The 25,606-nt window shown below is 69.1% G+C and carries 17 protein-coding genes; 10 read left to right on the top strand and 7 right to left on the bottom strand.

Annotation, left to right across the window (positions count from 1 at the left end; translation table 11 throughout):
• Window positions 1–139 precede the first annotated feature (139 nt).
• Both G127AT_RS03320 and G127AT_RS03315 read left to right on the top strand, forming a co-directional pair.
• A complete protein-coding gene (locus tag G127AT_RS03320) occupies window positions 140–2,077 on the top strand; it encodes a DUF6541 family protein (protein WP_244857711.1) in 1,938 nt (645 codons plus the stop codon).
• 67 nt (window positions 2,078–2,144) lie between these two features.
• The gene (locus G127AT_RS03315; protein ID WP_210899777.1) at window positions 2,145–3,365 is read left to right on the top strand and encodes a hypothetical protein; all 1,221 of its coding nucleotides are present in this window, start codon (window positions 2,145–2,147) and stop codon (window positions 3,363–3,365) included.
• Here G127AT_RS03315 and G127AT_RS03310 read toward each other — a convergent pair.
• Both G127AT_RS03310 and G127AT_RS03305 read right to left on the bottom strand, forming a co-directional pair.
• A complete protein-coding gene (locus G127AT_RS03310) occupies window positions 3,359–3,718 on the bottom strand; it encodes a DUF2304 domain-containing protein (protein WP_210899774.1) in 360 nt (119 codons plus the stop codon). The two genes, G127AT_RS03315 and G127AT_RS03310, sit on opposite strands and share 7 nt — an antisense overlap.
• Window positions 3,715–4,455, bottom strand: coding sequence for a glycosyltransferase family 2 protein (locus tag G127AT_RS03305; protein ID WP_210899771.1), 741 nt, complete (start codon window positions 4,453–4,455; stop codon window positions 3,715–3,717). The genes G127AT_RS03310 and G127AT_RS03305 overlap by 4 nt, the downstream gene beginning before the upstream one ends.
• Before the next feature lie 153 nt (window positions 4,456–4,608).
• Here G127AT_RS03305 and G127AT_RS03300 point away from each other — a divergent pair, with 153 nt between their 5' ends.
• A complete protein-coding gene (locus G127AT_RS03300; protein ID WP_210899768.1) occupies window positions 4,609–5,802 on the top strand; it encodes an acyltransferase family protein in 1,194 nt (397 codons plus the stop codon).
• Window positions 5,802–6,872: an NAD-dependent epimerase/dehydratase family protein gene (locus G127AT_RS03295; RefSeq protein ID WP_210899765.1), complete on the top strand. Its 1,071-nt coding sequence runs from the start codon at window positions 5,802–5,804 to the stop codon at window positions 6,870–6,872. The genes G127AT_RS03300 and G127AT_RS03295 overlap by 1 nt, the downstream gene beginning before the upstream one ends.
• Here G127AT_RS03295 and G127AT_RS03290 read toward each other — a convergent pair.
• A complete protein-coding gene (locus G127AT_RS03290) occupies window positions 6,860–7,768 on the bottom strand; it encodes a glycosyltransferase family 2 protein (protein WP_210899762.1) in 909 nt (302 codons plus the stop codon). The two genes, G127AT_RS03295 and G127AT_RS03290, sit on opposite strands and share 13 nt — an antisense overlap.
• A 60-nt stretch (window positions 7,769–7,828) precedes the next feature.
• On the opposite strand from G127AT_RS03290, the gene G127AT_RS03285 reads away from it, so the two are divergent.
• On the top strand, window positions 7,829–8,929 hold the full coding sequence (locus tag G127AT_RS03285) for a glycosyltransferase family 4 protein (RefSeq protein WP_210899759.1): 1,101 nt from the start codon (window positions 7,829–7,831) through the stop codon (window positions 8,927–8,929).
• 19 nt (window positions 8,930–8,948) lie between these two features.
• Here G127AT_RS03285 and G127AT_RS03280 read toward each other — a convergent pair whose 3' ends face one another.
• Window positions 8,949–10,235: an O-antigen ligase family protein gene (locus G127AT_RS03280; protein ID WP_210899756.1), complete on the bottom strand. Its 1,287-nt coding sequence runs from the start codon at window positions 10,233–10,235 to the stop codon at window positions 8,949–8,951.
• Window positions 10,232–11,542 (bottom strand): O-antigen ligase family protein, encoded by a 1,311-nt coding sequence (locus G127AT_RS03275; protein WP_210899754.1) that lies wholly within the window; start codon window positions 11,540–11,542, stop codon window positions 10,232–10,234. The genes G127AT_RS03280 and G127AT_RS03275 overlap by 4 nt, the downstream gene beginning before the upstream one ends.
• A 130-nt stretch (window positions 11,543–11,672) precedes the next feature.
• On the opposite strand from G127AT_RS03275, the gene G127AT_RS03270 reads away from it, so the two are divergent.
• The 4 genes from G127AT_RS03270 to G127AT_RS03255 all read left to right on the top strand — a co-directional run bounded on the left by G127AT_RS03270 (window position 11,673) and on the right by G127AT_RS03255 (window position 19,019).
• Complete coding sequence (locus tag G127AT_RS03270; RefSeq protein ID WP_210899751.1) at window positions 11,673–13,415, top strand: glycosyltransferase family 61 protein; 1,743 nt, start codon at window positions 11,673–11,675, stop codon at window positions 13,413–13,415.
• A 74-nt stretch (window positions 13,416–13,489) separates the two neighbouring features.
• A complete protein-coding gene (locus G127AT_RS03265) occupies window positions 13,490–16,585 on the top strand; it encodes a CDP-glycerol glycerophosphotransferase family protein (RefSeq protein WP_210899748.1) in 3,096 nt (1,031 codons plus the stop codon).
• A 24-nt stretch (window positions 16,586–16,609) separates the two neighbouring features.
• A complete protein-coding gene (locus tag G127AT_RS03260; RefSeq protein WP_210899745.1) occupies window positions 16,610–18,193 on the top strand; it encodes a glycosyltransferase family 2 protein in 1,584 nt (527 codons plus the stop codon).
• 49 nt (window positions 18,194–18,242) lie between these two features.
• The gene (locus G127AT_RS03255) at window positions 18,243–19,019 is read left to right on the top strand and encodes an acyltransferase (protein ID WP_244857710.1); all 777 of its coding nucleotides are present in this window, start codon (window positions 18,243–18,245) and stop codon (window positions 19,017–19,019) included.
• 15 nt (window positions 19,020–19,034) lie between these two features.
• On the opposite strand, the gene G127AT_RS03250 is transcribed toward G127AT_RS03255, so the two are convergent.
• Complete coding sequence (locus tag G127AT_RS03250; protein WP_210899742.1) at window positions 19,035–21,674, bottom strand: bifunctional glycosyltransferase/CDP-glycerol:glycerophosphate glycerophosphotransferase; 2,640 nt, start codon at window positions 21,672–21,674, stop codon at window positions 19,035–19,037.
• A gap of 100 nt (window positions 21,675–21,774) precedes the next feature.
• On the opposite strand from G127AT_RS03250, the gene G127AT_RS03245 reads away from it, so the two are divergent.
• The gene (locus G127AT_RS03245) at window positions 21,775–23,871 is read left to right on the top strand and encodes an acyltransferase family protein (RefSeq protein WP_210899739.1); all 2,097 of its coding nucleotides are present in this window, start codon (window positions 21,775–21,777) and stop codon (window positions 23,869–23,871) included.
• 9 nt (window positions 23,872–23,880) lie between these two features.
• On the opposite strand, the gene G127AT_RS03240 is transcribed toward G127AT_RS03245, so the two are convergent.
• Window positions 23,881–25,587 (bottom strand): CDP-glycerol glycerophosphotransferase family protein, encoded by a 1,707-nt coding sequence (locus G127AT_RS03240; protein WP_210899736.1) that lies wholly within the window; start codon window positions 25,585–25,587, stop codon window positions 23,881–23,883.
• Window positions 25,588–25,606: the final 19 nt, after the last annotated feature.

The raw sequence follows: 25,606 nt of genomic DNA, 5'->3' as shown, positions 1-25,606 counted from the left end.
TAGCGAGGCGAAGCTGAAAGCCGTCGCCCGGCGGAGACCGGGGTACCCGGGTGCGCCGCACCGCACGCGAGCCCCGGCGAGCGCCTAGGGTGGGAGACCGACGACCCGCGTCCGGGCGTCGGAAGGAGCCCGCACGCAGATGACCTGGACCGATCTCGCCCTCGCGACGCTCGCCGCGTCCGCGATCATCCTGGTTCCCGGCATCGCGCTCGGCCTCGTCGTCGGGCTCCGCGGCTTCCGGCTCTGGGGGATGGCGCCGGTCTTCTCGATGACGGCGATCGTGCTCGCCGGCCTCCTCGCCCCGTTCGCGGGCCTGGCCTGGTCGGTGCTGCCGGTGCTCATCGTCACGATCGTGCTCGCGGTGCTGCTCGGGGCCGTGCGGTGGATGACCCGCGGCCATGCCGCGCCGGCCCGCACCCCCGCCGGCCGCTGGGCGTGGGTGTGGGCGGTCGCGGTCGTCGTCGCAGCGCTGCTCATCGGCATCCGCTCGGTGCAGATCGTCGGCGAGCCGGGAGCGATCTCGCAGACCTTCGACAACATCTTCCATCTGAACGCGGTCCGCTACATCCTCGACACCGGCAGCGCCTCGCCGCTCGAGGTCGGCAAGCTCACCTCGGCGAACCTCTGGTTCTACCCGGTGGGCTGGCACGAGGTCGTCACCCTGGCCCTGCAGCTGACCGGCGTCGCGATCCCCGTCGCGATCAACGCGACCTGGATCGCGTTCTCGATCGTCGCCTGGCCGCTCGGGGCGCTGCTGCTCGCCCGCACCCTGGCCGGCAGCACCCCGGCCGTCGCGATCGGCGCCGGCGTCGTGGCCGCGGCCATCCCGGCGTTCCCGATCCTGATGGTCGACTACGGCGTGCTGTACCCGTACCATGCGGCCCTCGCGCTCACGCCGGCCGCCGTGGCCGCGACGGTCGCGGTCTTCCGCCTCGGTCGCGAGGGCGACGGGCTGCCGCTCGGCTGGTCGATCGTCGCCATGCTGGGCACGCTGCCCGCGCTCGCCCTCACGCATCCGGGTGCGTTCGTCACCTGGCTCGCGCTCACCCTCCCGGTCGCGGCGATCGCGCTCATCCGCTTCGCGCGACGCTCCTCGGGCCGGCCGTGCGCCTGGACAATCGTCGCCTTCGTCGGCTACCTCGCCGTCGGCTTCGTCGCGCTCCGCGTGCTGCGACCGCCGCTGGAGGCGACCTTGTGGCCGCCGATCGGCACCACGGGGCACGCCGTGGGCGATGTGATCACGGTCTCGCCGTACGGCGCGAAGATCGCCCTCGTCGTCATGGTGCTCATGATCGGCGGCATCGTGGTCGCCGCGCGCAAGCGGCGTCCGGCGGATGCCGTCGCCCTCTCGATGTTCGCGGTCGCCGCGCTGCTGTACATCATCGTGGCCGGGGTCTCGAGCGCGACGGTGCGGCAGTGGGTGACCGCCTCCTGGTACAACAACACGCCGCGGCTGGCGGCGGTGCTGCCGATGGTCATCGTCCCGCTCGCTGCGCTCGCCGTCGGCGCGGCATGGGCGTGGTTCATGCGGCGCGGCTTCGCGGAGCGACGCCTGCAGGGCGCGGCAGGCGTCGTGGTCGCCGTCGTCGCGGTGGCGGTGCTCGCGGCATCCACCCAGCTCGGCCGGGCGATGACCGCGGCGGTCGATCACGCCCACGCCGGCTACCGCGCGACCGAGAACGCGGCACTCGTCTCGCCCGACGAGCTCGAGCTGCTCGAGGAGCTGCCCGAGTTCGTGCCCGAGGGCGTCGCGATCGCAGGCAGCCCGTGGACGGGCGCCGGCCTCGCCTATGCGATCGCCGACCGCCCGGTGCTCATGCCGCACACCCTCATGGACGTCGACGAGGCGACCGAGACCATCAACGAATCGCTCGCGACGGGCGACGATGCGGCGCTCTGCGCGGCGATCGAGGAACGGAACGTCGGGTTCGTGCTCGACTTCGGCGACCGCGAGGTGCACGGCGGCGACCACGACTACGCGGGCCTCGACGAGCTCGCCAACTCGGACGCCGTCGTGCTCGTGCACGCCGTGGGCGATGCCCGCCTGTACGAGATCGTCGCATGCGAGGCGCCATGAGTAGCCGCCACGCCGCGCCGGTTCCGGTCCCTCGGCCCAGATCGGGCTCCGGCTGGAGCGTCATGCCATGAACCGACTGAAAACGCTGTTTCGAAGCGGGTCAATCGTCATCCTGGCTGCAACCGTGGTCGGTGGCCTGGCCGGCTATCTGGCGAATGCGATCGTCGGAGCCAACATCACCGCGGTGGAGTATTCGTCGTTCGGTGTCTTCTGGTCGGCGCTGTATTTCATCATCGCGGTGATCTCGGGCGTGCAACAGGAAGTGACGCGTGCGACCCGGCCGAAGCAGGACCATTCCTCGGGCGGCGCTCTCGCACGTCGGTTCGCGGTGATCGGCGCCGTCGCCACAGGGGCGATCGTGTTCGTGAGCGGGTTCTGGTGGGCACCGATCGTGTTTCCGTCGAGCGATGTGTGGGCGGTTGTGGCGCCGATCGCCCTCGGATGCTCCGCATACTTCGTGGTCGCCGTTCTCAGCGGGACGCTGTACGGGCTCACACTGTGGCCCGCCATCGGAGCGATGATCGTCGTCGACGGAGTGTTGCGGCTCGCGGCGATCGGTACCGTCCTCATCGGAGGGTGGGGGGAGACCGCTCTGTATTGGGCGGTCGTGCTGCCGTTCCCGCTCACTCCGTCGATCCTCTGGTGGGTGTTCCGTTCTCGCGTGGTCGGCCGGTCGATGCTCGATGTCGGCGCCGCAGAATTGACCTGGAACAGCTTGCGCACCACGACGGCCGCCGTCGCGATCGGCGTGCTGGTGAGCGGATTCCCCGTCGTGCTCGCGTTGGTGCGACCGTCGGCGCCGGCCGAAGAGCTCGGGACGGTCATCTTCGGCATCAACCTCGTGCGCGCGCCGCTCGTCACGATCGTACTCTCGCTGCAGAGTTATCTGGTGATCCGCTTCCGCTCGGAGCCCGGCCGGTCCGGCCGCACCGCGGCCATGCTGATCGGCATCATCATCGGCGCCGCGCTTGTCTTCGCCGGGGTTGCGGTGCTCGTCGCGGAGTGGCTGCTGCCGATACTCTGGGCCGACTATGCGCTCAGCGGCGGATTCATCGCCGCGCTCGCGGGTAGCGGCGGCATGCTCGGGTTGCTCTGCGTCTCCGGCCCGCTCGCGCTTGCCAAATCGCGTCACGGAGCCTATTCGCTGGGCTGGGTCGCCGCCGCCGCCGTTGCGGTGATCGCCCTGATGTCGCCTCTCCCGTTGGTGACGGCGATCGTCGTCGCGCTCTCAGCCGGGCCGGCGATCGGGGTGGCGATCCACCTCATCGGGGCTCGATACTCTCACTGATGCGTTGGCTGAGACGACTCATCGAGTCGGGTTTCGAGGAGCGCGAGTCGTTCGGCGAGCCGCTGGCTCTGTGACTCGAGGCGCGTGAGTTCCGAACTGTGTTGCAGGCAGACGAGGAAGAGTACGGCCAGGCTGACAAAGAACACCAGGTTTGTGGGCACCTGTATTCCGACGGCGTCTGCTGCCCGGACGAGCACGCCCGGGAACACGCCGATGATGAGTGCGAGGATGCCTGCGATCAACCACCAGACGGCATGACGCTCACGGAGGCGTCGGCGCCGGAGCATTTCGATGACGACGCCGAGCACCGCGAGCGCGGAAACGATGCCGAGGACGTAGGACGCGGTGCTCATGCGGGTTGCTGCTCCGAAGTATCGAGTGGAATCGCCGGTCGCATGAGGGCGAAGGCCAGGGCGATTGCGGCGCGTCCGAGGTAGATCGCGGCCTTCATCGGATGATGCGATGGCTGGCCCGCGCTGCGGGGCCTCATCGATACGGGCACCTGAGTGACGGTGCAGCCTGCGCGAGTGGCGATCACCAGACTCTCGATGGTGTCGCCGAGATACTCCGCCGGGTAGTGGCGTGCGAACAGCCGTACGGCGCGCGGGCCGCTCGCTTTGAAGCCCGATGTCGTGTCGCTCAGCTTCGCGCCGGCGATCCGGCTGAGTGCCGCCGAGAGCACGACCATGGCCCAGCGGCGCGGGCCGCGGACCTCGTAGTCTCCCTGTCCGGCGAAACGGGCCCCGATTACGAGGTCGGCATGGTCGAGCTCCGCGACGAGGGCGCGAACAGACTCGGGATTGTGCTGACCGTCGGCGTCGACTTGCACGACGTTGTCGAGGCCATGCTCGAGGGCGTAGTTGAAGCCGACTCGCATGGCGCCTCCGACTCCCAGATTGAACGGGAGCGATACGACGGTGGCTCCTGCGGCGCGTGCGACGGCGGCAGTGTCGTCGGTCGAGCCATCGTCGACGACGAGCAGCCGAACGCCCGGCAGATGCCGGTGGACTTCGTCGACGACGCTCGCGACTGAGCCTGATTCGTTGAGTGCGGGGATCACGATGAGCGTGTTCGAGAGCTCGGCGACCATGCTGACGATCATAGCGGCGCCGTCGCGTGTGTCGGAGCGTGAGCGTCGTGGCACGACCGGCCTGCGCAGGGCGGCCGGGCTATACTCGGGTGGTCTGCGACACCGTCCGCGGGCACTCACCGCTGTTCCCTGTCCGCGAGCTGGAGGCCTGCTATGTCTGGCGGCGCCGAGACCGCACCGAGGCCCACGATCGCCGAGGCGATGCGGGGGCGCGGCAATTCGCTCGGGCTGCTGCGGCTCGTGCTCGCGGTGCTCGTCGTCTTCTCGCATGCGGTGCCGCTCGGCGGCTGGGGCGAGGACCCGGTGTTCTCGTGGAGCAAGGGGCAGGAGAACCTGGGCGGCTTCGCAGTCCTCGGCTTCTTCGCGATCAGCGGCTACCTCATCTCCCGCAGCGGTATGTCGTCGGCGTTCGTCCCCTACCTCTGGCGGCGGGTCCTGCGCATCTTCCCGGCCTTCTGGCTCGTGCTGCTCGTCGGCATCGTCATCGTCGGTCCCATCGCCTGGTTTGCCGAGGGGCGCGGACTCGGCGAGTATGCGAGTCGTTGGCCTGGGGGGCCACTGTGGTATTTCCTCGGCAACTGGGATCTTCGAATCGGGCAGTGGGGAATCCACGACATTTTCGTCGAGACGACTCCGTACGGCCAGGCGGTGGGATACAGCGTGTTCAACGGTTCGCTGTGGACGCTCGCCTATGAGTTCTTCTGCTATCTGCTCATCGGCGCGCTGGTGTTGTTCGGTCTCATTCGTCGGGCGCCCTGGATCGTGCCGGTACTGACCGCCGTATTCTTCGTGCTCCAGGTGATTCGTCTCGTCTCGCTCGAAGCGTTCGCGCTGGTGCTCGGCCCCTTTGCCGACCCCTATCTCGTGAACCTCACGCTCGTGTTCCTCTGGGGATCCGTTCTCGCGGTCTATGGCTCACGGGTCCCCATCGACGATCGAGCGGGTTGGGCGTCGGTGGTGCTCGTGTTCGGCACCGCCGCCTTCGGAGGGTTCGGGATCATCGGGCTTCCGGCACTCGGCTACGCACTGCTGTGGGCGGCGGTGCGCCTGCCCGAACCGATGAGACGCGTCGGGGCGCGCAACGACTACTCGTACGGGCTGTACCTCTACGGATTCCTTGCGCAGCAGCTTCTCGCGTATTTCGGGCTGCATCTCCTCGGGTACGTGCCGTACGTGCTCGGTGCGCTGCTGCTCGCCGGTGCGTGCGCTGTCGCGAGCTGGCACCTCGTCGAGCGCCCCGCGCTCGAACTCAAGAACCGCGGCCCAGGCCGCGGCGCGCGCTATTGGATCGATCGAGCGAGGAACCGCAGGCCGAAGGCCGGGACGCGGACCGAAGGGAAGCTGTGATGACCGAAAAAACCCTGGGCAATGTCCTCGTCACCGGCGGAGCAGGTTTCATCGGGAGCGCGCTCTCCCAGCAGCTCGCGTCTCGGGCCGAACGTTGGGTGGCCTTCGACCTCATGCACCCGCAAGTCCATCGCTCCGCCGAGCGTCCTGAGACCTTGCATCCTGATGCCGAGCTCGTCGTCGGCGATGTCACCGAACCGCAAGCGTGGGACGCGCTTTTCGGCAGCCTGCGACCGGACCTCGTGATCCACCTGGCGGCGGAGACCGGCACTGCGCAGTCGCTGCACGAGGCGAGTCGGCACGCACGGGTCAACGTCGTCGGTACGACGGAACTGCTCGATGGCCTCGGCCGGGCCGGAATCGTGCCGGTCGGCTTCCTCCTCGCCAGCAGTCGAGCCGTGTACGGTGAGGGACTCTGGGAGCACGAGGACGGTACACGCTTCGTCCCTGGCCAGCGCTCGCATGCGCAGTTGGAGCGTGGTGAATGGGACTTCCCCGGCGCCCGTCCGATCCTCAGCTCGATCGGATCGACGCCTCCGACCCCGACCAGCGTCTACGGTGCGACGAAGCTCGCGCAGGAGAACGTCCTCTCGGCGTGGGTCGACGCTCACGATAGTGCGCTCGGCATCCTGCGCCTGCAGAACGTCTACGGACCGGGCCAATCCCTCATCAATTCCTACACAGGCATCGTCTCGCTTTTCTCGCAATGGGCGGCAGAGGGGCGCTCGATTCCTGTGTACGAAGACGGCGACATTACTCGGGACTTCGTGTATATCGACGATGTCGCGAGCGCCTTCGCCCTTCTGGCAGAGCGCCTTCCAGAATCGGGCGCGGTGCGCTTCGACGTGGGTAGCGGTGTTTCGACGACCATCATGCAACTCGCGCAGGCCATCGCCGAGTACCACGAAGCCCCCGAGCCGCATGTCACCGGTCAGTACCGCGACGGTGACGTGCGATTCGCCTCATGCGACATCGCTCCAACAGAACGTGGGCTGGACTGGCGGCCGGAGTGGGGTCTGGTCGCGGGCGTGTCTGCGCTACAGCGCTGGATCGCGACTCAGCCTGCCTGAGTCGGGGAGTGGCCGTCCGCGCTCCTTCCGAACACGTGCCGTGCGAGGCTGCGCCTACCCGCGGCGGTTCGAGCGTGTGGGAGTTCGGTCGCAGCGTTCAGACGCGAACTGAGATGAAGATCGGCGGAGCGCGCAGCGCGCTTCCAGCCGCGCTCGCGGAACGCCGCTGCGGCCTCGCGGAACAGGACGCGCTCTTGCGCGAACTTCGACCCGTCGGGCCCGGTCACGGCCGACACGCTCGCTGCGTGGCGTCGGTATCGGAAGACGATCCGATCATCGACGAGGAGCGTGCCGCCGTCTTCGGCGATCTCGATGAGCATCGCGAGGTCCTGGACGACATCGAGGTCGAGGCGGAAGGGACTGCGCCGCAGGACATCGGTTCGCCAGCAGAGGGACGGGAAATACGTCCAATTACCTCGGATGAGGCTGCGGGCCATCGTCTCACCGGTCAGAGTTCGCACGCCGGAGCCGCGCGGTGCGTACCAGCGCTTCACGCGATCCGCGAGCGGCTGGTAGACGGTGCCCTCTCCGTCGATCACCTCGACGCCGGGTTGGATCACCGTCGCTTCGGGGTGTGCGGCGATGAGTTCGCGCACTCGGGCAACGTACCCTGGCAACATCACATCGTCGCAGCCCATGATCGTGACGAACTCGGTATCGGCGAGCCCGACGCACTTGCGGTAATTGCGGCTCGGACGCAGGTTCTCCGTATTGCGAACGTAGGTGACGCGAGGGTCGGCGATCGCCTGCACCCAACGGCCCGCTGCGAGATCCGGGTAGACATCGTCGACGACTACGAGTCGCCAGTCGGGTTCGCTCTGGTGGAGGACGCTCTCGACGGCGAGCTTGAGATGATCGATTCGGCCGTAGAACGGCATCATGATGTCGAGGGTCACGGGTACCTTTCGCGGGCCGACCGGTGGAGCGCATCCATGCTGTCATAGAATCGTGGGCATATGAATGTCGCGCATCGCGCGGGCCGGCGCGTGCGCGTCTCGATGCCCGCCCTGAATCTCGTTCCCGGCGGCATGGGCGGAACCGAGACCTACGCGGCGAATCTCACGCGGGAACTGGCGGAAGCCGGCATCGTCGACGTGACCTCCATCCTGCCGAGCGGTGCGGAAGGCGCGCTGCCTGCAACCACGGAGCGGATCGTCTGCGGCGTGCGGATCGGCGACTCCACCGTGGCTCGAATCGGAGCGCTCGCGGCCGCCGAGGTCAGGGCGCGGGGCATCCGCAGGCTGATGTCGGAAGCCGACGTCGTGCACTACCCGTTCACCGCCATGGTCCCCACGCCGCCGGCCCGCTTGCCGTTCGTGACCACCCTGCATGATGTGCAGCACCTCGACTTGCCGGAACTGTTCACCCGCGCGGACTTCGCCTACCGCGAACGGTATTACCATCGTGCTGCACGCCGAGCCGAGCTCGTCATCACGATCAGCGAGTTCGCCAAACGCACGATCGTCGAGCGGATCGGCATCGAAGCTGACCGTGTTCGGGTGATCCCGCTCGGAGTCGACCGCGAACGTTTCGTGCCGAGCCGCGCGCCGCGACAGGAATTCGCCCTATACCCCGCTCGCGGATGGCCGCATAAGAACCATCGGCGATTGATCGAGGCTGTGGAGCTCGTGCGCCGGTGGCGACCGGGCTTTCGTCTTGTGCTGACAGGCGGCGCGCTTGGTGCGCTCGGGGAGCTTCCCGATTGGGTGGAGAGGCGTGGGCTCGTACCCGATGCCGAACTCCGCGAGCTCTATCGCCGCGCCGCAGTCCTTGCGTATCCGAGTCTTTACGAAGGATTCGGGCTTCCCCCGCTCGAGGCGATGGCTTCAGGATGCCCAGTCGCCGCATCGAATGCCGGTTCTATCCCAGAGGTCTGCGGTGACGCTGCCGTGCTGTTCGATCCGTACGACGTCGAGGCCATCGCCGCCGGCATCCGCGCCGCCATCGAACGAACGGATCGGCTCGCAGAACTCGGCCTCGCCCATGTCGAAGGGTTCACATGGCAACGATGCGCAGAGGCCCACACGGCGCTCTACATCGAACTCGCCGACCGCTGAACGAGTATTCGCTCGGCGATCAGCCCGCCGGGCGCCCCTCGCGCAGCGCATCCCGCCAGCTCATGTCGCGGGCGGCCTTCACCGCACAGACGACGAGCAGCATCCACCCGCCCTCGACGATCGCGAAGCTCTCGGCGAAGCTCCACACGATGAGCACGACGAGCATGAGCGCCGGCCACACGTAGACGACGCTGCGACGCACCGAGGCCAGCAGCCAGGAACGCGCGAAGGCGAGCCCGACGAGCGCGATGAACGCGAGCAGGCCGATGATGCCGAGCTGGAAGTACACGTCGACCCAGGCGCTGAGGCCCGAGCCGTGCTGGCGGCCGGTGCCGAGCTGCAGCCACACGTACGGGTCGGTCGCCTTGGGCCAGAAGCCGACCCAGCCCCAGCCTTCCAGGGGGTTCTGGGCGAGGTATCGGTTCATCTCGCGCCAGAGGTCGAGGCGCACGTCGAACTCGCCGCGTGCGTCGAGCAGGCCGATGATGCGCACCCGCAGCAGCCAGCCGGCCACGATGGCGACGACGGCCGCCGCGAGGATGCCGAGCTGCCAGCTCCAGCGGGTCGCCGGGGCGGCCTTGCGGAGGCCGTAGAGCGCGGCGGTCGCGAGCCCGGCGGCGGCGAAGGCGATCCATGTCGTCGGCGAGCCCGAGAGGATGATCGCCGCGGCCGCCAGCACGGTCGACAGCACGGTGCGGCCGCGCTGTACCGAACGGGTGCGCCATTCGATCATGAAGCTGATGAGGGCGATGAGCGCGACGAAGCCGAGGAAGTTGCGCGAGCCGAACACGCCCTGGATCGGGCCGAGGGCGGCGATGTTCCCTTCGATGCCGAGGAAGTCGATCGGCAGGTCGATGAGGATGCCCGAGAACACCTCCAGGGCGAGCGAGAGCCCGAGCAGCAGCCGCATGACGTCGCCGAAGGCGCGCACGATCTGGATGGTGTCGCGCATGAGGGCGATGTAGACGCCCAGGAAGCCGAAGGCGAACAGGTAGCCGACGCGCACGAGGGTCGAGAGGCTGTGATCGCTCCAGATGACGGATGCCGCCGCCCACCCGACGAAGACGAGGATCGAGATCGGCAGGATGCCGTACCACTCGACCGCACGCCAGCGGGCCACGAGCGAGAGGGCCGAGAGCACGAGGAGGCCGGCGATGATCGCGATGAGGCCGGGCCAGCCGAGGAGGCTGCGGATGAGGTGCGTGCCGAAGCCGGTGCCGATGATCGCGAGGCTGAGCGCCTGCGCCATCCGCGCCGAGCCGATGAAGTCGGCCAGCGCCTTCGCGGTCGAACGCGGCGGGCTCATCGCGGCAACGGCTCCGGGTTCCACTGGCGGCGCTTCGTCACGAGCGCGAACACGAGGAGCAGCAGCCAGCCGCCCTCGATGAGGATGCGACTCTCGGCGAGGCTCTGGGCGACGAGGGCGACGGTGACGAGCAGCGGCAGCATCGAGATCGCCGAGGAGGGGAGGGCCGCCCCGCGGCCGTCGACGGGCCGGTCGACGGCGAGGAACCAGCTACGCCAGAGCGTTCCGAGCACGAGCGAGAAGAAGGCGATGAGGCCGAGGATGCCCAGCTGCATCCACACGTCGAGCCAGGCGTTATGCGCCTGCAGGTAGACGACCCCCTTGCGCTCGGCGAGCGAGCCGAACATCTCCACCCACGGCGGCCAGTACCCCACCCAGCCCCAGCCGAACCACGGGCGCTCGCCGATGAGGCCCCATACGCCGGCCCAGATGTCGAGGCGGCCCGTGAGGTCCTCGCTCTTGCCGAAGAAGGCGAGCAGCAGGTTCCAGCCCGCCGCGAGCGCGGCCACGAGCGCGGCAAGGACGACGACGGCCGTGACGTACACGGGGCGGCGGCCTTCGGGGCCGACCCGCCGCGCCCAGGCGACGAAGACGAGCGCGATCAGCACGCCGAGGCCCACGAGCAGCACCGTCGCCGAACGGGTGAGCACGAGCACCCCGGCGGCCACGACGACCCAGGCGATGCCGCGCCCCCGGCGCACGAGACCCGAGGCCAGCTGCACCGAGAAGACGATGAGCGCGACGAGGGCGTACATGCCGAGCAGGTTGCGGCTGGCGACGATGCCCTCGATCGGGCCGCCGGCGAACAGCAGATCCCGCGACCAGTAGAAGGCCATCGGGATCTTGTCGAGATCCGAGTAATCGGTGAAGTTCGGCAGCAGCGGATGCCGGACGAACACCGACACCCACAGCTCGAAGGCGAGCGAAAGCGCCAGCAGCCACTTGAGGGCGGCCGAGAGCGTGCGCACCACCTCGTCCCAGGCGAGGCACAGGCCGATGAAGCCGGCGACGAGCGTCGGGGCGGCCAGCGCCGCGAGGCCGAGGGCGCTCGCCGCCGGATACGCGGACCATGCGATCGAGAGCGCCGCGATGAGCACGAATGCGATCGCCGACTTCGGCACGCGCCGCCAATGCCAGCCCGGCTTCAGTACCGCGATCGCGACGATCGCGGCGACGAGGGTGAGCACGGCGATCGCGCCCCAGCCCCACCAGCCGAGCAGATTCCGCCAGAACTGACCGCCGAGCGCGGTGAAGAACGCGAAGGTCGCGAGCGCGCGGACGAGTGCACGGCTACGGCCCGGGATCATGGGATCAAGGGTATCCCGGGGGAAGGGCCTCGCCCGCCGCCCCGCCGGGCGGAAACCGGGAGGGATGCGCGGCCGGCGCGACGACCGTACACTGGCGGAACGGCTTCTCATTGGGGGGATGGGGGCAGGGATGGGATTCGTCGGACGCGTCGCGCGTCGGACGGCCGAGCGGATGCGAGCCGGTGCCGAGGCACTCGCCGCCCGTCTGCGCGAGCCGGATCGCAGGCTCGACGAACGGCTCGCCGGCTTCGCCGGGAACGGCCCGGACGGAGCCATCGTCGTTCTTGCCGCGAGCGCCGGCGAGGTCGAACGCCGACGCAGGGAGTTCGCCGGCCGCGACGTGCACGGATTCGTGCTGCGGGCCGGTGCCGAATCCGAGATGCCCGGATTCGGTCCGTTGGCCGTCGCCGATGCCGCCGGGCTCGAGCTCGCCCTGCGCGCGGTGACCGAGATCGCCCTCTTCGTGGATGCGAGCGGATCCGCCCCCGACGTCCAGGCAGCGCTCTGGACGTCGGCGTACCCCTTCGTCCGCGCGGGCGGGAGGTACGTCGTCGTCGAAGACCGGCAACCGCGCTCGCGGTATGACGGTCCGGCCTGGGCCCGCGCCGTCGACGCGCGCGTCGACGGCGCGGGGGAAGCCGACAGCGCGGTGGGGGCCGAACTCGCGCGGGCCACGGCATCCGTCGTGGCGACCGCTCGCACGATCGTGTTCGAGAAGGCCGAACCGCACTACCTCGCCGTCACCGACGAAGACGCCGAACGACTGCTGCCTTCGCGTACCCCGCGCCTGGTCGTCGAGACCCTCCAGACGATCCCCGCTGAGAGGTACGAGCATCGCGGCGGCGTGGTCCATCATGCATCCGCGCCGGCTCCGGCGAACTTCGGGGCGGGGTTCGATGCGCCGGAGCTTCGCCTTCGCCTCTACGAGGGCGAGCTTCGGTGGATCAGCCACATGCTGCTCGTCCACGAGAATACGATCCTCCCTCCGTCGTTCCGCTTCCCCCGCTCGAACCTCGATTCGCCGATCGCACCGCGTCTGCACGGCCGGCACTACCGGATCCCGGAACGCTTCGAACCGGTCGCCGAACGGCTGCCCGGCATCTACTACGACCTGAGCGGGGGATGGCCGTCGCATTTCGGGCATTTCATGCAGCAGTCGGTATCGAAGCTCTGGGGCTGGGATGCCGCCAAGGCGCGCTTCCCCGAGCTGAAAGCGCTCGTGCAGATCCGCGAGGCGAAGGGCCATGTCTTCGAAGAGGCGATCCTGAACGCCTACGGCATCGCCTCGGACGACATCGTCTGGGTCGACGAGCGGGTCGGTGTCGAGGCCTTCGTGAGCGCCGCCTCGATGTTCCAGATGCATCCGCCCCCGTATGTGCATCCCCGGATCGGGGAGACCTGGTCGAGGCTCCGCGACGGCCTCGTACCGGCGGATGCGGATGGCCCGGAGAGGGTCTTCATCTCACGCCGCCCGCCCTTCGACGGGCGAACCTGCCGCAATCTCGACGAGGTCGAGCGGGTCTTCGCCGACCACGGATTCACGGTGTTCGTACCGGACGAGCATCCGATCGCCGAGCAGGCGCGCGTCTTCGCACGAGCACGCATCGTCGCCGGGCCGGGCGGCTCGGCATCGTTCAACCTCGCCTATGCGGAGCATCTCGAGACGCTCATCGTGCTGAACCACGAGGCGTATACGGCGCGCAATGAGCATCTCATCAGCGCGTTCGGCGAGTGGGACACGCACTACTTCTGGAGCCGTCCCGACATCCCGCATCCGAAAGGCGGGTGGTCGGTCGACGCCTATCAGTCGCCGTGGGCGTTCGACTTCGAGCGGAACGGCGAAGAGCTGCACCAACTGCTCCGAACACTGTGAAAAGCGACGCGATCGGCTCCGCAGGCCGGGCGCTGGGAATGCGGCGAGCGGGAGCGCCGAGGGGAAGGGGACATATGACGGACGCGGGGCGGGATCGACAGGTCTGGCTGTTCACCGCGGGGGCGGCGTTCGACGGGAACCCGAAATGGCTGTTCCTCCATGTCGTGAAGCATCGCCCTGACATCGAAGCGCACTGGCTCGCGTACACGGAATCCGCGGCACGGGCCGTACGGGAGCTCGGCTTCAGCGCGATGACGTTCGGCGGCGCCGGATCCAAGGCGTTGCAGCGCCGGGCCGGCGTCTGGGTCGTGAATCAGGTCAAGGAGCGCATTCCGGTCGAACTCCGCGGCGCGACGCTGCTGAACCTCTGGCACGGCGTCGGCGTGAAAAAAGTCGAACGCGGCATGACCGCCGGTTTCCTGCTGTCGAAGGTCGTGGAGAAATACGTTCGCAACAATCTCGAATACCGACGAGATCAGCTCTTCCTGGTGACCTCACCGGCGATGGAGGATCACTTCCGGGTCCAGATCGGCTTCGAACCGGAACAGGCGATCCGTGCCGGGTATCCGCAGAACAGCCACGAACCCTTCTCGTCCTACGATCATGACCTGCGCGGCCGCAACGGGCTCGGTGCGAGCACTCGGCTGCTCGTGTGGGCACCGACTTACCGGCTTCGGCGGAACGAGACGTTCGTCACCCGCGCGCTGCCCGACATCCCGCGGCTCATCGATGCGCTCGAACGCGCCGACGCGATGCTCATTCTGAAACTGCACCCCCAGCTCGCCGTCGACCGCAGCTATCAGGCGATCCGGAACCGCTACGAGGGGCATCCGCGGCTCGTGTTCTGGGACAACGCCGACGATTTCGCCGAGATCATGCCCGATATCGACACGGCGATCGTCGACTATTCATCGATCTTCTACGACCTGCTGGATGCCGGCGTCCGCAAGGTGATCCGCTACCCGTTCGACTGGGGCGACCCCGACGCCCTCGAACCCGGCCTCGACTACGAATCGCTGACCGCAGGGACGTGGGCGGGTGACTTCGACGCGTTGCTCGATGCGATCGAGACCGGCGACAACCGCATCGACGACGCCGATCATGCGCGGCTCATGGACATGTTCTGGGCCTACTCCGACGAAGGCTCCTGCGAGCGCATCGTCGAGCACGCCCTCGCCTACCGGCCGCTCGACATCGAACTGCCGACGCTGTACTCCTTCGATGTGTTCGACACGGTCATCCATCGGCGCGGGGTCGTGCCCGAGTCGATCTTCCACGGCGTCCGGCAGCGCATGCAGCTCTCCGACGTCGCGTTCCCCGGCGAGCTCGAGGCGCGCTTCGTCACGATCCGCCGGCACGCCGAACGGGCCGTGCGCGAATACCGGCGGAAGTCCCCGGAGCTCGCCGCGAGCCAGGAGTTCGAGATCCAGTTCGACGACATCTACGAGCGCATCCGCGAACTCTTCAACCTGAGCGAGGAGCAGCTCGGCCTGCTGAAGCGCTGGGAGCTCGAGCTCGAGGAAGCCGACAGCTTCGGCGACGCCGAGATCATCGAGCGCATCGCGGAGCTTCGGGATGCCGGCGAGACCGTCGTCTTCGTCAGCGACATGTACCTGCCGAAGCCCTTCGTCGAGCGCCTGCTCGCACACGCCGACCCGCGCCTGGCCGACATCCCGCTGTACCTGTCGAGCGAGCAGCTCGTGCAGAAGACCACGAAGCGTCTGTTCCTGCGCGTGTTCACCGATCTGCACTACGACTTCGCCGGGTGGGTGCACACGGGCGACAGCGCGCATGCCGACGAGCGGATGCCGGCGTCGCTGTCGATCCGCACCGTCCGCACCGAGACGCCTGCCTTCGACGAGTACGAGCAGGCGCTCGTCGACGGTCTCGACAGCTACGACGGATACCTGCTTGCCGGGCTCATGCGCGAGCGGCGGGTGAGCGGCGGGCTCTCGGATGCGGAGCTGTTCGCGTACCGCATCGCCGCACCGTACCTGGTGCCCTACGTCTCGTGGGTGCTCGCGGATGCCGTACGTCGTGGATACCGCACGCTCGTGTTCATCTCCCGCGACGGGTACCACATGCGCCGCGTCGCCGATGCGATCATCCGCGAACGGGGTCTCGCGCTCGACACCGGGTACCTGTACGGGTCTCGGAAGGCCTGGCGGCTCGCCTCGCAGGTTGACGGGATCGACGAGGACACCTTCGCCCCGCATGGCAGTTTCGGCGGCGTGCGCAGCTGGGAGGGGCTGCTCGGGGCGGCCCGCGCGAGCCGCGAGGAGCTGCTCGGGATGTTCCCCGAGTTCGCCCGCTTCGACGGCGCCGAGTTCGACGGCCGCACCGCGGGGGAGATCGTCGAGGCCCTGCGCGCCTCGGCCGCCTACCGGGAGCATCTCGAACGCGTCGCAGCCGCCGACCGGGAGCTCGTCGTCGACTACCTGCGCTCCGAGCTCGACATGGGCGGCGACACCGCCTTCGTCGAATACTGGGGGCGCGGCTACACCCAGGACTGCCTCGCCCGCCTCCTCGGGGCCGCGGCCGGGCATCCCGTGCCGACGCCGTTCTATTACGCGCGCAGCATCTACCCCTCGCGCGGCGCATCCATTCGGCACAACTTCACCTCGGAGACGCACTCGCTGCTCGTCATCGAGGCGCTGTTCGCGAACCTCCCGCACGGCAGCGTCGAGGGCTACCGCCGGGAGGGCGATCGCGTGGTGCCCGTCACGCCCGAACGCGACTGCGACCGGGAGCTGCTCGCCGCCTTCGAACGGATGCTCCCCGAATTCGCCGTCGACCTCGAACGTGCCGGGCTGCTCGACCGCGACCGGCTCCGCCGCGACTCTTTCGCGTTCGGATTCGAATACTTCCGCGAGGCCCCGGAAGATCCCGATTACCTGCGGTTCGTGGCTCCGTTGCGGGATGCTGTGGAGCTCGGCAGCCGGGAGCGCGAGTTCGCCCCCGTGCTCACCGTGCCGGCGTTCATTTCGTACCTGCGCGGCCGGCCCATGCGCGAGATCACCCGCTCCCTGCCCCTCAGCCTCGAACGCGCGCACGGCCCGGCGCCCCTGCTGTATCGGCTGCAGCAGCGGGTCGGATTCCGGCGGGTCTTCAAGCGTGCCTACCGGCGCATGCGCGATGCGTTCGCCCGTGAGGATCCGCCCGTGGAGTGACGGGCGGCGGTTAGGCTGTCGGGGATGAGCGCCGCCACCCGAGTTCTCCGCCGCGTGCGCCGCGTTCTCGGCGCTGCCGTCCGCCGCGCGTTCGCACCGGGCGGGCCGCGGCATCCGCTCGTCAGCGTCATCGTGCCCGTCTACAACGTCGAGGCGTACCTCGGGTCGACGATCGATTCGGTGACGGGTCAGACGCTCCGCGATCTCGAGATCATCCTCGTCGACGACGGCTCGACCGACGGCTCGCGCCGAGTCGCCGCACGGAAGGCGTTCGCCGATGCGCGCATCCGCCGGTTCCGGCAGGAGAACGCCGGCCCCGGGCCGGCCCGCGAACTCGGCATCGCGCACGCGCGGGGTGAATACCTCGCGTTCCTCGACTCCGACGACGTGCTGCCGCCCCGAGCCCTCGAGCTGCTCGTCGGTGCGGCCCGGGAGGCCGACGCCGACGTCGCCGTCGGTGCCTTCCGCCGTTTCAGCAGCACGGCCGTCTGGGTCGCCGACTGGGTCGGCGAGCTGCACCGGGTGCCGCGCACCGGCCGCCTCGAGCAGTTCCCCGAACTCCTCCGCAACAACTACCCGCCCGGCAAGGTGTACCGTCGCGCGTTCTGGCAGGGCCTCGGCCTGCACTTCCGCCGCGGTGCCATCTACGAGGATCAGCCCCTCATCGCGCTCGTCATGCAGGCCGCGAACCGCATCGCGGTCGTCCCCGACATCGTCTACGACTACCGCGCGCGCGACGACCGCTCCTCCATCAGTCAGCGCCCCGAAGACCTCCGCGACCTCCGCGACCGGGTCCTCGCCTGGGAGCTCACGCGTGACGCCCTCGCGGAGGCCGACGCGCCGCCGTCCGTCGTCCGCGCCTGGTACCGGACGCTCTTCTCGACCCATTTCCACTGGTACCTCGACAACGACGCGATCGCATCGGACGAATACTGGGGGATCCTCCGCGAGGCCGCCCGTTCGTTGCTCGGGTCGGCGCCTGCGGGCGCCCTCGACGCCGTCGTCGCCGAACGGAAGAGCCTCCTCGCCCTCCTCGCCGACGACCGTCGCGAGCGGGTGCAGGAGCTGCGGGCGGCGGGCATGCCCCGGCATCCCGAGGTCTTCTTCACGGGTGCGGATGCCGGGGGCCTCCGTTACCGATTCGACGACGGGTTGCCGGTCGAAGCACAGACGACCCTGCCGGAGGCGGTGCGCGTCGGCCACGCGCTGGAGGGCGGCGGGATCGAGGCGGGCGAGCGGGTGCGCGTCACGATCGCCGGTCGCGCCTGGTTCCGCGGTACGCCGGCGGATGCCGCCGGCGCCCCGGTCATCGAGCTGCACCGCTCCGACGGCGCCCGCATCGCGCCGGTCGACGTGCATGCGAACCGCCACGCAGGGGGCTTCGAGGTCGTGTTCGAGCTCGACCCGGCGACCGAAGCGAGCCACGAGATCGTCGCGCGCGTGAGCCTCGGCGGCTTCGAACGAGATGAGACCCTCGGGCGGGCCGAGCTCGACTGGCTGAACGCCGGCGAACTCGCGGTGCCGTTGCCCCACGGCGGACGGGCGGCCATCGCCGCCGACCCGAACCCGCATATCCCGGTGCGGATCGGCATCCATCCGCGAGGCTGAGCGGTACCGGGCAGGTCGATGACCCCCGAACGGGGGTAGTGTGTCGGGCATGCCCGAACTCAACGTGCTGCGCGCGTACGACGACGAGCGCGGAAACCGCATCGAATACGACGGACCCGAGATCGAGAACGTGAAGATCGTCTTCACCGGCGGGAACAATCTGCTGCGCGTCGCACGCGAGGCACGGCTCGGCCGCTTCGTCGCCCAATTCAACTGCAGCGACGGCATCGTCGAACTCGGTCGCAACCACGGCGTGCCGAAGTTCGCCGCGACGATCCGGATCGGTCAGGATTCCCGGGTCCTCATCGGCGACAACGTCTCGACGACGGCCACCTGCGGCATCTCGGCCACCGAGGGCACGACGGTCAGCATCGGCCGCGACACCATGATCGCCACCGGCGTGCAGTTGCGCGCCGACGACGGGCACCCGATCTTCGATGTGCGCTCGGGCAAGCGGGCGAACCGCTCGAAGGACATCACGATCGGCGAGCACGTCTGGCTCGCCTACAACTCGACCGTGCTCGGCGGGGTGACGATCGGATCGGGCAGCGTCATCGGGTTCGGCAGCATCGTCACGAAGAACGTGGCGAACAATGCGATCGCCGCCGGCAATCCGGCCAAGACCGTCCGTCGCGACATCGCCTGGGAGCGCCCGCACCTCTCCCTCGTCGCACCCTTCTACAAGCCCGACGCGAGCACCGTCGACCGCAGCCCGTACTGGGGACTCACCGAGGAAGCGTCGCAACCCGTCGTCACGGCGCCGAAGCGTTCGCTCGCGCTCCGCGTTCGCTCGCGCATCGCCCGCGCGGTCAACGCCCGTTCCTGATCCGGTTCCGCCCGGTCACCAGTGGTCGGGCGCGGCCGCCTTGCCGGCTTTCGCCGGCGGGACGCGGCGCCCGGCGTTCACGATGGCGCGGTAGACGCGCTCGGAGTTGCGGCCGTCGCGCACCGGGAAGGTGCGCCGGGCCCGCTCGAGGTACTCGGGGTGTTCGCCGTCGATGACCTCGCCGAGGCGACGCACCGCTTCATCCGGATCGGTCTCGACCGGGCCGAAGCCGTGCGTCTCGTAGTCGAAGTAGCCCTGGCGCTCCGTGTGCTCGAGCCAATAGCGGTCCCGGTCGAACTGGAAATAGACGACGGGGCGCTGCAGGTAGGCCATATTGAACGCGATCGACGAATAGTCGGTGAGCATGACGGCCGAGCCCGCGACGATCTCCTGCACGTCATCGACGCCGTAGCGCACGATGAGGACGTCGTCGGGCACCTCGAACTCGTCGAGGTACATCTGCAGGTTCGGGTGCGGCATGAACACGATCCGCAGGTCCCGTTCGTCTGCGACGGCGCGCAGCTCGGGCGATTTCACGATCCGCTGCCAGGTCTGCGCGAACTCGCTCTCCATGAACCCGCTCGACTTCTCGTATCGCTGCGTGCGCACCGCGAGGGTCTGCGAGAGGGACTTCCGCCAGGTCGGGGCGATGAGGATGTAGCGCGGCTTCTCCGGGTAGGCGTCGGCCTTGCGAAGCAGGGCGTCGAAGCGGGGCAGCCCGGTCAGGCGCACCTCGCGGGTCGAGAACTTAAACGGCCCTTCGCCGGCGATGTAGTCGTACTCGTCCTGCGTCGAGGTGACGAAGGTCTGGATGTCCTTCTGGTTCAGCCACTCGGACAGGTCGCCCTTGATGACGCCGTGCTGCAGGAAGGTGAAGCGCCAGCGCTCGCGCCCGTAACGCTTGCGGAACGGGTTGATGATCGGCGCGTCGACGTGGCTCGAGATGAGCTCTGCGGCCATCAGCACGAGGATGCGCCAGCTGCGGCTGCCGTAGGCGACGAGCTTGAAGCCGTCGGCCTTCAGGCGCGCCCAGTCGGGGGAGTCCTTGCTGAGCACGAACCAGAGCTTCAGCTCGGGTCGGTTCGCGCGCAGCCACCGGTAGAGCTCCTCGGCGCTGTCGTTCGCGTCCCATTCCCGGTCCATGAGCGCCCAGGCGTCGTAGTACCGGGCGCGGTGCCACGGGAAGCGCAGCTCGATCGCGACGGCGAGGTCGGCGAGCGTCGACTTGCGCATGGCGTTGCGCATCCAGCGCAGCGTTCGACCGGCCGCCGAACGCAGCACCCGGTACATGGAGCGTTCGCGCACGCGGAACTTCGGCGGGGTCGCCTCGACACGCTTCTCGTGGATCTCGTCCAGGATGCGGCCCGTCACGCGGTACTCGGGGCCGGAGAGTCCGTCGTCGGTGATCGGCTGCGGTTTGCCGTCGAGGTCGAGCTGGACGCCGGCATCCGCCGTGACCCAGAGGATGCGCTCCTTGACGACATCCTGCCCGAAGATCGTCCGCACGACGGTCTTGGTGTGGTGGGCCACGATGTCGTGGCCGGCGTGCCGCAGGTGCTCCTCGGGCCGGCGGCCGCTGTAGAGGTAGCGGAGTCGCAGGAGGCCCCGGTCGGGATCGACGATGTCCGCCGTCACCGGGCCCGTCGCATCGTGATCGGCGACGCCGAACGCGAGCGCGAACCGCAACCAGAAGGGGAACTTCATGAGATCGAAGCGCACGACCTGTTCGGTCGTGAACGACTCGACGACCGAACGGAGGTCGTCGACGAAGCGGGCGAGGACGGCGGGATCCACGGTCTGAGTGGCGACGTGGTCGCGGGCGTCGACGTGCATGAGCCAGAGCACGTCGTAGACGATCAGGGTCTGCAGCCACTTCGGCACCGCATCGAAGCGAGCCTGCGCACGCTCGACGAGCGGAAGGTACCCGTGCACGGCGACCGTGCGGTAGGTCCGGTCGTCGCCGCGGGCGTTCTGCACGCTCGAACTGCCGTCGGCTCGGCGCCGATAGTAGTAACGAGCCTCGGCGACGAGACCGAGCACGGGGCGATCGAGCGCGAGCAGGTATTCGGCGACGAACTTCCCGTCCTCGAACCGCGTCCGCAGCCGGTCGTCGAAGGCGAGGCCCTCGCGGCGGATGATCTCGGTGCGGAAGAAGGTGAGCGGAGCCTGTCCGTGCACGAAATTCGGATGCCGCTCGAGGTCGACGACCGCGTTGCCGTTGCTGAAGCGGAAGGCGTTCGGATGGGTGTCGGTGCGGCGATCGTTCGCTTCGTCCCACATGATGGTGTGCGCGCCGAAGACCTCGGCCTCCTGGGCCGCAGGAGCGTCCATGAGCGCGGCGACCTCGGCGAAGTACACCTCGTCGAGCACGTCATCGGGATCGACGAACGTGACCCACTCTCCGGTGGCGACCGCGATCCCGGCGTTCCGAGCCGCACCCTGACCGGCGTTCTCCTGCGAGAGCACGCGGACGTTCGCATGACGGGCGGCGAACGCCTCGGCGAGGGCGAGCGAGTCGTCGGTCGACCCGTCGTCGACGAGGACGACCTCGATGCCCTCGAAGCCGTAGCTCTGCTGCTCGAGTGAGGCGAAGAATTCCGGAAGATAGCGCGCGACGTTATAAACCGCCGAAACGAGACTGAATCTCGTGGACATGGGGCTCCTGGGACGCGGATGGGGGTCGTTCGATGCTACACGGCGCGCCGGTCCGGCTTCATTGCCGGCTCGGATGCCCCGATGGTAGTGTCTGCCGCCGATGACCGCATTGTCCGCGCCCGCCGTGCAGAAGCCCGTGGTTCCTGCGGCGCGCCCCGCGCGCGTCGACATCCAAGCGCTCCGGGCACTTGCCGTCGCCCTGGTCGTCGTCTACCACTTCTGGCCGGCTCGGCTCGGCGGCGGCTTCGTGGGGGTCGACGTCTTCTTCGTCATCTCCGGCTTCCTCATCACCTCGCACCTGCTCTCCAAGCCGCCGACGACCGGCCGGGGGCTGACCGAGTTCTGGGGCCGGCGCATCCGGCGCCTGCTGCCGGCCGCGGGCACGGTTCTCCTCATCACCCTGCTCGGCACCGCCATCTTCGCGCCCACGACGCTCTGGCAGAGCACCGGGCTGCAGTCCGTCTTCGCGGGGCTGTACATCGAGAACTGGTTCCTCGCCGGGCAGTCCGTCGACTATCTCGCCGCGGATGCACCGCCGACGCCCGTCCAGCACTACTGGTCGCTCTCCATCGAGGAGCAGTTCTACCTCGTCTGGCCCGTGCTGTTCTTCCTCGTGTGGATGCTCGTGCGCGCCCGCCCGCGACGGGCGATCGGCATCGTCCTGTCGCTCGTCGTCGGAGCCTCGCTGCTCGCTTCGGTCGTCGGCGTCGTCGTCGACCCCGCGGCGTCGTATTTCGTCACATGGACGCGGGCCTGGGAACTCGGTGCCGGGGGTCTGCTCGCCTTCGCCGCCCCGTGGCTGGCCGAGCGCATGCGGGCACGGCCAGGGGCGGCCGCGCTCCTCGCCTGGGCGGGCTTCCTCGTCATCCTGGCCTCTGCCGTCCTCATCACGCCGGCCATGCCGTTCCCGGGGTGGATCGCGCTCGCCCCGGTGGCCGGCACCCTCATGGTCATCGCGGCCTCCGACCCCGCCGGCCGGCGTTCGCCCGCGCCGATCGCCCGCCTGCGCGGCGTCCAGACCCTCGGCGACATCTCGTACAGCGTGTACCTGTGGCATTGGCCGGCCGTGGTGCTCGTGCCGTACGCACTCGGTCGCGAGATGAACTGGTTCGACAAAGCCATCGCCATCGCGGTCGTCGTGCTGCTCTCGCTCGCCACGAAGCGCTGGATCGAGGACCGGTTCCGGGGCCGGAAGCCCCTCGGTACCCCGCTGCGGCGTTCCTATATCGCCATGGTCGCGATCATGGCGGTGGTCGCCGCATCCGGGCTCTCGCTCGCCGGAGTCGCCGCGGCCGAGGAACGACGGACCGCGGCGCAGATCCAGCAGGGGCTCGACGCCGAACTCGACTGCTTCGGTGCCGCCGCCATGCGCGACGCCGGATGCGAACCGGCCGGCGACGAGCTGTACACGAGCCCCGTCTTCGCCGCCGGCGACAAGCCCGCCGCCTACGAGGACGATTGCTGGGTGCTCGGCGACCTGAGCGGCTGGAAGACCTGCCACTACGGCAGCGACGACCCCGAAGCGACCAGGGTCGCCCTCGTCGGCAACTCGCATGCCGGTCACTGGCTCCCGGCGCTGCAGCAACTCGCCGATGAGGAGAACTGGTCGATCACGACATACCTCATCAGCGTGTGCTACACGGTGGAGGTGCCGATCGGGATGCCGACGGCGGAGCAACGCGAGAACTGCGGCGAGTGGAACGCCCGGGCGATCGACGAGATCGCGGCCGGGGGCTACGACCTCATCGTCACCTCCAACCGCACTTCGATGCCCTTGGCCGGGATGAGCTACGAAGAGACGCAATCCGCGGCTCGCACGCCCTACCGGGACGTGCTCGCGCAGTGGGCCGCGAGCGACACCCCGGTGCTCGTGATGCGCGACACGCCCGTGCCGCAGGTGACGACCGTGCCCGATTGCGTCGCCGCGGCCGACGATGCGCTCGACGCCTGCGAGAGCACCATGGCTTCCATCCCCGTCGATCCCATGGCGGATGCCGTCGAGGAACTCGGCTCGCCGGACGTGGAGGTCCTCGATCTCACGCACCGCTTCTGTGCGGACGGAGTCTGCAGATCGATCATCGGCGGCGTCATCGCGTACTTCGATCAGAATCACATGACCGAGACCTTCGCGGCCACCCTCGCCCCCGACATCCTGCCGGCCGCGCAAGAGCTCATCGCCCTCGGTCGCGACGAGTAGCCCGCCTCATCACCTCGTCCCCGCCGCGCCCTTCGCAGCGTCGACGTAGCGGAGCGCGGCCTCGGCGAAGGCCGCCGCCGGGTCCGGTGCGACCGCGGTGCCGAGGACCTCGGCGCGCAGACCCTCGCGGGCCGCCCGCGCCGGGTCCGGCCCGAGGAGCGCATCCACCGCGGCGGTGATCGAACGCGCGTCGGGGGTGAACACGTACCCGCCCTGCGCGACCGGAGAGAGCTCGGAGAAGAGCTCGGCCGGCTGCAGCATCGAGGAGATCGCGTACGGTTTGCCCGTCGCGAGGTAGTCCGAGAGCACGCTCGACACGTCCGTGATCAGGGCGTCGCTCGCGTCGAACATCTCGAACAGGGTGTGCGCGGGCGGGTCGTCGAAGACATGCTGGCGCCCGTTCGCGTCGCGATCCTCGCGGAGGATGCGCCGCACCTCGCCGGCCGAACGTTCGAGCTCGTCGTTCAGCCGCGTGTTCGGGTGCGGCCGGAACCACACGGTCTGCTCGCGACGGATGAGCTCGCGCACGATGTCGGGGCCGGCGATGAGCGAACTGTGCGCCGTGTCCGCGTTGAAGCCCGCCCAGGTCGGGGCGTACAGCACGCGCTCGACGGCCCCGTCCGGTCTCCGCGGCGTCGTCGACACAGCGGCCGTCTGGGGGCGGCCGACGATCTCGAAGAAACCGGGCCGGGTGTCGATGCCGTGCTCGGCGAACCGCTCGATCGCCGCGGGTCCGGCGACGAAGTCGCGATCGTACATGCGCATCGACGGGTTGAAGCTGGGGGCCTTGCCGCTGTCGCCGTGGTTCAGCTGGAGATGCCAGATGCCCGGGAAGCGCACGAAGTTCGCGTTGCTGAGCGCGTTGTTCACGTAGAACGCGCTCGTCATGCCGGGCACGACCATCTCGTCGAGATCGGAGTGGCGGATGCGAACGAAAACGGGGCTTCGAGTGGCGGCTGCGGCCTCGTCGAGCATGTCGGGATCCCGGACGATCACGACGTAGGGGCGGCGGAGCGCGTCGAGGTTCGGGGTCCACATCGCGAGCTGGTAGGCGGTGCCGGGCTCGCCGTCCCAATAGACCGCGAACCGAGGGGCCAGCTCGGCGAGGATGCCGCCGACCCGGGCGTCCTGCCGGTGCCGATCCCGGATCCGCACGAGGTCGCCGAAGGCCTTGAGGGCGGTGACGAGTGCCGCGACGCCCGCCGGGATCCAGATCCATCCGGCGCGCGCGTCGAGCAGCAGCAGGGCGCCGGCTACGCCGATGCAGGCGGTCGTGATCGCCAGCACGCCGCCGCCGGGCAGGGAGCGGCGGTGCCGCACCCCGGCGACGTTCGCCATCGCGGGGCGCGCGACGATCTCGGCACGGGCGAGGGGCAACTCGCCGAGCGCGACGAGCGCGAGCAGCGCTGCCGGGGCCGCGGCTGCCGGAGCCGCGACGGCGAGCGCGGCCGAGAGCAGAATGCGAGCGACCCGGAGACCGTTGTCGAGGCGCGGCCGCTGGAAGCGGCGGGCACCGGCGCCGACGAGGAGCATGACCGCAGCGACGGCGACGACCGTCAGGGTTCCGGCGACGGGGGAGAAGACGGCGACGAGGACCGCGGCGAGCGAGGCGGCGTGGATGACGGTCTCGGGAAGGGCGAGGCCCGTCGCGCGGAGGCGCAACTGCGCGGCGAGTTCGTTCGCGCGTTCCAGATCGTCTGTCGTCGGTCGCCGCACGGCCTCAATCCTAGGAGAG

It is taken from the genome of Agromyces archimandritae, assembly GCF_018024495.1.
Classification (GTDB): domain Bacteria; phylum Actinomycetota; class Actinomycetes; order Actinomycetales; family Microbacteriaceae; genus Agromyces; species Agromyces archimandritae.
This window is presented reverse-complemented; position numbering and strand designations above follow the sequence as displayed.

Excerpts from the sequence above, each read along its gene's own strand:
- G127AT_RS03320 (WP_244857711.1), top strand. The coding sequence starts at position 140 with ATGACCTGGACCGATCTCGCCCTCGCGACGCTCGCCGCGTCCGCGATC.
- G127AT_RS03315 (WP_210899777.1), top strand. The coding sequence starts at position 2,145 with ATGAACCGACTGAAAACGCTGTTTCGAAGCGGGTCAATCGTCATCCTG.
- G127AT_RS03310 (WP_210899774.1), bottom strand. The coding sequence starts at position 3,718 with ATGAGCACCGCGTCCTACGTCCTCGGCATCGTTTCCGCGCTCGCGGTG.
- G127AT_RS03305 (WP_210899771.1), bottom strand. The coding sequence starts at position 4,455 with ATGGTCGCCGAGCTCTCGAACACGCTCATCGTGATCCCCGCACTCAAC.
- G127AT_RS03300 (WP_210899768.1), top strand. The coding sequence starts at position 4,609 with ATGTCTGGCGGCGCCGAGACCGCACCGAGGCCCACGATCGCCGAGGCG.
- G127AT_RS03295 (WP_210899765.1), top strand. The coding sequence starts at position 5,802 with ATGACCGAAAAAACCCTGGGCAATGTCCTCGTCACCGGCGGAGCAGGT.
- G127AT_RS03285 (WP_210899759.1), top strand. The coding sequence starts at position 7,829 with ATGAATGTCGCGCATCGCGCGGGCCGGCGCGTGCGCGTCTCGATGCCC.
- G127AT_RS03280 (WP_210899756.1), bottom strand. The coding sequence starts at position 10,235 with ATGAGCCCGCCGCGTTCGACCGCGAAGGCGCTGGCCGACTTCATCGGC.
- G127AT_RS03275 (WP_210899754.1), bottom strand. The coding sequence starts at position 11,542 with ATGATCCCGGGCCGTAGCCGTGCACTCGTCCGCGCGCTCGCGACCTTC.
- G127AT_RS03270 (WP_210899751.1), top strand. The coding sequence starts at position 11,673 with ATGGGATTCGTCGGACGCGTCGCGCGTCGGACGGCCGAGCGGATGCGA.
- G127AT_RS03265 (WP_210899748.1), top strand. The coding sequence starts at position 13,490 with ATGACGGACGCGGGGCGGGATCGACAGGTCTGGCTGTTCACCGCGGGG.
- G127AT_RS03260 (WP_210899745.1), top strand. The coding sequence starts at position 16,610 with ATGAGCGCCGCCACCCGAGTTCTCCGCCGCGTGCGCCGCGTTCTCGGC.
- G127AT_RS03255 (WP_244857710.1), top strand. The coding sequence starts at position 18,243 with ATGCCCGAACTCAACGTGCTGCGCGCGTACGACGACGAGCGCGGAAAC.
- G127AT_RS03250 (WP_210899742.1), bottom strand. The coding sequence starts at position 21,674 with ATGTCCACGAGATTCAGTCTCGTTTCGGCGGTTTATAACGTCGCGCGC.
- G127AT_RS03245 (WP_210899739.1), top strand. The coding sequence starts at position 21,775 with ATGACCGCATTGTCCGCGCCCGCCGTGCAGAAGCCCGTGGTTCCTGCG.